Source organism: Moorena sp. SIO4E2, assembly GCF_010671945.1.
Classification (GTDB): Bacteria; Cyanobacteriota; Cyanobacteriia; order Cyanobacteriales; family Coleofasciculaceae; genus Moorena; species Moorena producens.
This window is the reverse complement of record NZ_JAAHIE010000748.1, coordinates 1-2,991: the sequence shown is the minus strand read 5'-3', so window position 1 is coordinate 2,991 and position 2,991 is coordinate 1. Positions and strand designations below refer to the sequence as shown.

Below are 2,991 nucleotides of genomic sequence, written 5' to 3'. Positions count from 1 at the left end.
TAGTTTGCCGATAATCCATGGTATCGCTAAGGTCATCACTTTCTCCCGCAGGGCTTAGATCTAGCCACATGGTCAGGTCTACTTCAAACCACTGTCCTAGGGTCTGTTCTTCGGGTAGGTAGCCAGTGTAGCCGTAGCAGCGAATATTGCTTAGTTTAATACAGTCCATCATTATGTCAAGTTTTCCCTCATCTATGCTTTATCACCAAGGTAAACGATTGTCCTTAGCGCTACTACTTTGGGTTAATCGCTTTTCAAAGCTAATGTTTAAAAATTAGAATTGCTGGAGTCTTTTACCAGAATTGTTGTCTCAATTCAACCCCTAGCATACAAAGATATCTCTTGCTTGGCTTTCACGCTTCGCTCTATTGGTGCGCGTTCACGCTTGTCGGTAAACCCGACCGGGGTCGCACCGCTGCGTAAGTCCGCTCCTTTATTAGATTTCTACTCAAGCAATCCATGACCAGGGATTTGTGTTTAACAGTTCTAGTCTGTTCCAGTCTCTAAGGATACTGCTGGAGAAAGGGGTTTACCGATTTGGGGTTCGGTACCTGTAACTATACGCTGAATGTTACTGCGGTGACGGATGATGACATATATGCCAGCAGCAATACCAAATAACTCGTAGGCAAGAGGAGCTTTAGTAAGGTACATCAGCAGGGAAACAGCGATCGCACCAGCAATGGAACTGAGAGAGACAATACGAGAAATTGCCAAGACTACTGCAAATACACCTAAGGTTCCTAAGCCTACAGGCCAAGACATGGTGAAGATAACACCTATACTGGTGGCAACGGATTTACCTCCGGTGAAGTTTAGCCAAATGGATTTACTATGACCAAAGATAGCAGCAAATGCAGCCAATGCCACTAACCAGGGTTGCCAGGTTTCAGGCAGTAGGGAAACGTCTGTCAGGGTATAAAAGCCATTGACTAGACTAATAGCCGCTACTCCTTTCAAGGCATCAATCAGTAATACCACCACTGCTGGTCCTTTGCCCACAGTTCTCAATATATTGGTGGCACCAGTTGATCCAGAGCCATGCTCGCGAATATCAATATCTTTAAGCCAGCGTCCTGCTAGGTAACCAGTAGGCAGGGAACCTAATAAATAGGCTGAGATGACTAGTAGCCCACTCCAAGTTAAGTTAAGTACCATTGGTGTCATGTTGAAGATTGTGACAAGATCCGGCAAGAATTCCCCGATCACCACCGCGACGGGTAGCTCGGCTGTAACATTGCTAACTGTTTTGATGTAAAGCGCAAGTCGGGGAAACCCCCGTCGGAGCAACTACATCGATTTTTTAGTTCGCTGAACCTCCTGATTGGCAGCAGTTTCGCGCCTGTTTTGCTAAAATTAAACCCAGTCAACCAAGTAATTCAATAATCGTCGTAAGTATACATCTGCCGAGGATCAGGTGCAAAAGCCAACCATAGGGGAAATTGCAATAATGACAAACTGATCTTATCTTCGGTTTCGTCAACAATGATTAACGCTAACTTATCCCGCTTGATCAGTCGTTCCGCTTTTTGAACCAGGGCTATTGGATCTTCAAATAGAACAACTCCCCGTTCTGGACCAAAATCACTGCGGGAGATTCCGAGACAGTCCTGTAATCCTCTACGCCATTCTCCCAGTCGTTCTGGGGTGTTGGCCAGCACAAGAGTACTTAGGCGATTGTCATACAGTGTCCGCAACACGGATATAACCGCTGAGGCAATTAAAACATTTTGTAAGCGGCTCCCCATAGTTTGGAGGGCACCACGACCACCTTGGGAAAAAAACCACTGAGACACTTTTTCAGCGTGAATTGGCTCAAAGGTACGACGCAGTTGCCAGGGAGGACCATAATAATCTGGCATTTTTCGATATTGATCCAACAGCTGACGAATCTGTCGGACTTCCTCTTTAAATGCTTGTTCGGCAAATTTTGGGTTGCCTCTGGTCGGGGGTGGTGGTGCTTCTTCTAATTCTGACCGTGGTGCTTCGGTTGGTGGCTGGGAGAGTTCCAGTTGCTCAGCAGCAGCAGCTAGGTCTTGTAAAGAGCCAACCAAATAATCTTTAAAGCCTTGAACCCGAATGGCTAGCTCTTGAGATACACCCGCAAAACTGGTGCGCATTTCTTCACGAATGCGTTCCCGGCGGCGTTCTAGTTGCTCAATAGAAATTTGCAACTTTTGCTTGCGTTGCTCCAGTTCGGTCAGACCTTCAAGTACCATCCGCTCTACAACTGCTTCGGTGCTTCCCAATTCCTTTGAAACCAGTGACTGTTGATGGTTTTGCAGAGCGGCAATTCTCTGTCTCAACTCCTGTTCTTTTTGCTCCAGTTCAGCCACAGTTTGAGCTAAGCTAGCCATTTTTTTGGCTTGATCTGAAGACTGGCCTAGTTGAATTTCACTAACTTTATCCTCCTGCAGCGGCTCATTCGACTGTGTTGGTTTAGCTTTGTCATGGTCTGATAGGGTCAGAGAAATGGGAGGAAGGTCGGGAGCTTGAGAGTTATCCCTAGGAGTAGCCCTATCCTGATCTGGCCAATTTGACTCCTGTGAATTATCTAATCCCTTAACTGCTTGGTTGTTATCTTGCTCTTGTTCTGGGTTTTGTGGGTCTTCGGAATTCATTTAAACTGGTTTATTAATAACTTATTCATTAAATACCTAACCTCTACTCTATAATTTGAGGTATGTCAGTTATCCTTTAGGGAAGCGTTCTTCTAGGCAAGTTCGTAGCAGCTTTGGGTCAAATATAATTGGTAGAAAGTGAATGCTTTTGACTTCTGAAAAATAAAACAAAATCGGTACTGATCTCCAGAAGATTTCCCAATTTTGCCATTCTTGATAAGGAAAACGCCGGATCAGGGTCTCGGAGCGATAAATATCCAAGGCGGTTTCAGTAAATTGCAGGCGTATAGTTATGGCTTGAAACAACAAGAATAAGCCCAACAACGCGATCGGCGAAGCCGCGCCAAAGGCGATCGCCTTTGGCGCGGCT

The 2,991-nt window shown here is 45.6% G+C and carries 4 protein-coding genes; all 4 read right to left on the bottom strand.

All coding sequences use genetic code 11. From position 1 onward, the window contains the following. Window positions 1-169 (bottom strand): dihydroneopterin aldolase (locus F6K37_RS36490; RefSeq protein WP_287255869.1); only part of this gene is annotated, 169 nt, incomplete at its 3' end. A 317-nt stretch (window positions 170-486) separates the two neighbouring features. Beyond that, window positions 487-1,158, bottom strand: a complete 672-nt coding sequence (plsY, locus tag F6K37_RS36485; RefSeq protein ID WP_287255867.1) for a glycerol-3-phosphate 1-O-acyltransferase PlsY — start codon at window positions 1,156-1,158, stop codon at window positions 487-489. 221 nt (window positions 1,159-1,379) lie between these two features. Next, window positions 1,380-2,621, bottom strand: coding sequence for a DUF3086 domain-containing protein (locus F6K37_RS36480; protein ID WP_287255865.1), 1,242 nt, complete (start codon window positions 2,619-2,621; stop codon window positions 1,380-1,382). Window positions 2,622-2,690: 69 nt separating this feature from the next. Further along, window positions 2,691-2,991, bottom strand: a 301-nt coding sequence (locus F6K37_RS36475; RefSeq protein WP_287255863.1) for a DUF3119 family protein, incomplete at its 5' end; no start/stop codon positions are given.

Coding starts and splice junctions, on each gene's coding strand:
- plsY (WP_287255867.1), bottom strand. CDS start 1,158: ATGGTACTTAACTTAACTTGGAGTGGGCTACTAGTCATCTCAGCCTAT.
- F6K37_RS36480 (WP_287255865.1), bottom strand. CDS start 2,621: ATGAATTCCGAAGACCCACAAAACCCAGAACAAGAGCAAGATAACAAC.